A 3,995-nucleotide genomic window follows, 5' to 3' on the forward strand; every position below is an offset into this window, starting at 1 on the left:
TCGGGAACGGTCCGGTCGTGGATCCACCACCGAGGCTGAGCTGCCCCGGATTGGAGATCGCGGTGACCGGCTCCAGGGAGGCCGCGGCAGGCGCCGTCGCGGTGGCCGACAGGCTCTGCGCCGAAGCCGGGGCGGCGATCGAACTCAGCAGGACAGCGGCGAACAGGACGCGCAAGGCACTCTCCATGGCGGGCTCCGCGCAGCGGATGCCAGACCCAACCGGACCCGGCCCGGGCCGTTCCGGCGACCTGCTGCCGCGGCGCAGCCTTCATGCTGCCGAAAAGGCGGTGTCGTTTCGGCCCAGGATCCGATCAACTCACCTGCGTGCCCGTGCCCCATCCTTTCGCCCGAGGCTTGCGCCGCACCGGCTGGCTCGCCGGCTTGCCGGCGCTCGCGCTGATCTGGGCGAGCGCGACGCTCTATGCCGGCCCGCGCATCGCCGAGCGGCTCGAAGCCGAGGGGGCAGCCGTGGCGGCCGGTACGGCCACCGACACGGGCGAGCCCTGGCTGCGCCTCGCCGTAGAGGGCCGCGACCTCGTGGCGGCCGGCGAGGCGCCGGACGCGAGCGCCCGCGCCGCCACCCTGTTCCGCCTCGCCGTCCTGGACGGACCCCGGCGCATCGTCTCGGGTGTCGGCCTCGTCGAGACCGCCGCGCCGTTCCAGTGGGCGGCGATCCGCCTGGGCCCGGACCGGGTCGCCCTGGAGGGCAGCCGCCCCGTGGAGATCGGGCGGCGGGCGCTGGAGGCGCGGGTCACCGGGATGCTCGGCCCCGGCACCAGCCTCGACGATGCCGCCCGGGCCGCCCGGGGGGCGCCGCCGGATTTCCCGAGCGCGGCGGCCTTCCTGGCAGCGCGGCTGTCCGGGTTGGCGGCGGGCGGACGGGCCGCGCTCAGCGACACCGTGCTCAGCCTCTCGGGCGAAGCCCTCGACGTGCCGGCCTACGAGGCGCTGCGGGCCGCCCTGTCGGAACCGCCGGCGGGGTTCAGCATCGGCCGTGTCGAGATCCTGCCACCGCGGGTGGCGCAGTATCGCTTCACGGTCGAGAAGGCCACGGGCGGGATCGCGCTTGACGGCTTCATCCCCTCCACGGCCGATCGCGAGGCCGCCCGGCGCGCCGCCCAGGAGGTGGCTCAGGAGACCCCCGGCGCGGCCGTGGACGACCGGCTGGTGACCGCCCGGGGGCTCGACCCCGCAATCGATTCGAAAACCCTGATCGGCTTCATGTTCCGGCTCGCCGCGCTGATCCAGACCGGCCGCGTCACCTTCACGGACGGCGCGGTCTCGGTCAGCGGCGACGCCATGGACGCGCAGGCGATCCCCGACGCCGAGGCGCTGATGCGCGACGCCCGCCCCGCCGGCGTCTCGGCCGGGCGGGTCACCCTGACGGCGCGGCCGCTCTCGCCCTACCGGGTGGCGATCCGCCGGACGCCGGAGGCGGTGACGCTCACCGGGCATGTCCCGGATGCCGCCACCCGGGACCGGGTGCTCGATGCCCTGCGGCCACGCCTGTTCCGCGAGCCGATCCTCGACCGCACGCGCCTCGCCGACGGCGCGCCTCCGAATCTCGGAGCGGCGCTGGCCGCCGCGGCGCCGCTGGTGGTGAGCCTCGCCGCCGGGGAGGCCAGCGTCTCGGACCGGACGCTGACCCTGACCGGTGAGAGCCTCTACCGCGAGGTCGCGGCCCGCGCGCCCGACCGGCTCGCCGAGGCGCTGCCCCAGGGCTGGACCGGGAAGGCCACAGTCTCGGCCCGGCAGCCGGCGGAGCGGCGCGACCCGGCGACCTGCCGCGCCGATTTCGCCGCCGCCACCACCGGGGCGGATCTGCGCTTTCCGGTGGGCAGCGCCGCGCCGGGCCCGACCTTCTATCCGACCCTCGACGCCCTGGCGGCCCTGGCCAAGGCCTGTCCCACCTTGCGCATCGCCGTCTCGGGCCCCGCCGATCCGGCAAAGGCCGCGCCGACACCGGCCGCGGGCCCGGGGGAGGGCACCCCTCCGGCCGCGCCGCCCGAGGCCGAGCCGACCCGCGTCGCCAGCGCGGCCAAGACGGAAGCCCCCGGCAAGGCGGACGCGAAGGCGGATCCGAAGCCGGCCGGCCAGCACGACGCCAAAGCGCACGACGCCAAGGCCCACGACGGCAAGGCCCACGACACCGCGTCGGAGGCCAAGCCCGATGGCAAGGGATCCGGCACGGACGCGATCAAGGAGGCCGCCAAGCGCGGCAAGCCGAGTCCCAAGCCGAGTCCCAAGCCGAGTCCCAGTCCCAAGCCGAGTCCCAAGAAACCCGAGGCGACCGCCGACGAGCCGCCGCAGGACCTGCCCCGGCTGCGCGCCCAGGCCGTGGTCGAGTATCTGCTCCAGGCTGGCGCCCGGCCGGATCAGGTGAGCGCCGGGCCGGATACGCCCGCCGGCCCCGTCACCTTCGCGCTGCTGCCGTGAGGCCCCGTCGCTCCGCCGGGCGCCCGCAGGCCGGGACGCGCCCCGACGCGTGCCGCGCTCATTGGGAGGCCCACCGGCCGTGATGCTGCTGCTTGCCGGATTCTGGCCCGGACTCGCCGGGGCGGGGGCGCTCGGCCTCGTGGTCGGGGCGCTCGCGGGCTGGCCGGATCGTACCGCCGTGCCGCTCGGCCTGTTCGTGGCCGCGGGCCTGCTGGCGGCGGCGGCGCTGGCCGCCCTCGTGCCCGGTCTGCCGGGGCTTTGGCTGGAGGGCGCCGCCCTGATCCTGCCGCCCTACTGCGCCGGCTGCGCCCTCGGGGCGCTCGGACGCCGCCTCGTCGCCCGGCGCTGAAGCGTCGGGAACCGGTCCGCCCCCGACCGGCGTTGCATGGTCATACGGGCCCGAGGCCCACCCCCTTGGACGAGGCCACCATGTCGATGACCGATCGCCGTCCGCGCCGCGCCGCCCTCCGTCTGCCGCGCCCTCGGGCGGGCGCCGCCGCCACCGGCCTGTTCCTGACCGCCCTGGCGCTCGCCGCCGCGACTATGCCGCTATCCGAGCCCGCCGACGCCACCACCGCCCACGGCACCACGCAGGCGTCCCTGACCGGCCCGACCCGCTAGCGAGGGCGCGCCCGCCCTTCTCCGCGTCTCTCGCAATCGGGGGATTTGCAGGTTCACACGCGGGTGGCAATACGCTTGCAGGTTGAGGCGTGAGTGCCCTCTCTCGCTCGGGAGAGGGAGACCGTCGCGCCTCGCAGACGGTGGTCTGTGCACATCGTCGGCCATAGAGGGGACGCACGAGCCGCGCGAGTCCGAGCCGCGGCGTTGCCCGACAGAGTCCCAGCCCCTCCAATGCCGCCCGCGCCAGGCAACCGACACCCCAACTGAGCGGTTGTTCGCCTGAGCCCGCAGCGGGCTCCGGGGGAGGGGCGCATGGGACTGCTCGAATCGGCGATCGGCGGCGTGCTCGGACAGGTGTTCGGTGGCCAGAAGGGCGGCGCCGGCGGGATGTCCCCCCTGGTGAAGGCCCTGCTGATGCTCCTGCTCGCCAAGGGCGCGAGCGGCGGCTTCGGTGACATTTTTGGCGGCGGGCGCCAGGGTGAGCCGGGCCCCGAGGCCGACCGCTCCGGCGGCGCCGGACCCTACGGGCGCGATCCCGGCCAGCACCCCGCCGATGCCGGCGGGCGCCGGCCCGATGACAGCGGCGATATCGGTGGCTGGGACCAGTCCGGCGGCCGCCGCGACAGCGGCCCGGAGCGCAGCGTCGACCCGTCCCTGCCGCCTGGCGATTTTTCGGACCTGTCCGGCATGCTCGACGGCCCCGGCGGCGGCCCGGCCCCGAGCCGCGCCGCTCCGGCGGGGCAGGGGGATCTCGGCGGCCTCGACGGGCTGGTGGATCGGTTCCGCCAGGGGGGCCTCGGCGACGTGATGGAGTCCTGGATCGGCCACGGCACCAACCGCCCGGTGGCCCCGGACCAGCTCGCCCGGGCGCTCGGCTCCGACACGGTGGACACCCTCCAGAGCCAGACCGGGCTGGACCGCGAGACATTGCTGTCGCA

4 protein-coding genes and 1 pseudogene are annotated in these 3,995 nt (G+C 76.0%); 4 read left to right on the forward strand and 1 reads right to left on the reverse strand.

The window, feature by feature from the left end; all coding sequences use genetic code 11:
- Positions 1 to 187, reverse strand: a pseudogene (locus tag OXS49_RS32785) (hypothetical protein); the annotation flags it as partial.
- 143 nt (positions 188 to 330) lie between these two features.
- Between OXS49_RS32785 and OXS49_RS32790 the strand changes: the two are divergent.
- The 4 genes from OXS49_RS32790 to OXS49_RS32805 all read left to right on the forward strand — a co-directional run.
- Positions 331 to 2,436 carry a hypothetical protein gene (locus OXS49_RS32790; protein ID WP_267428685.1) on the forward strand — a complete coding sequence of 702 codons (2,106 nt, stop codon included), beginning with the start codon at positions 331 to 333 and terminating at the stop codon, positions 2,434 to 2,436.
- 79 nt (positions 2,437 to 2,515) lie between these two features.
- Positions 2,516 to 2,785 (forward strand): hypothetical protein, encoded by a 270-nt coding sequence (locus OXS49_RS32795; protein WP_244001365.1) that lies wholly within the window; start codon positions 2,516 to 2,518, stop codon positions 2,783 to 2,785.
- 80 nt (positions 2,786 to 2,865) lie between these two features.
- Complete coding sequence (locus OXS49_RS32800) at positions 2,866 to 3,057, forward strand: hypothetical protein (protein WP_244001363.1); 192 nt, start codon at positions 2,866 to 2,868, stop codon at positions 3,055 to 3,057.
- 312 nt (positions 3,058 to 3,369) lie between these two features.
- Positions 3,370 to 3,995 (forward strand): YidB family protein (locus OXS49_RS32805; protein WP_267428686.1); only part of this gene is annotated, 626 nt, incomplete at its 3' end.

Source organism: Methylobacterium sp. GC_Met_2, assembly GCF_026540795.1.
Lineage (GTDB): Bacteria > Pseudomonadota > Alphaproteobacteria > Rhizobiales > Beijerinckiaceae > Methylobacterium.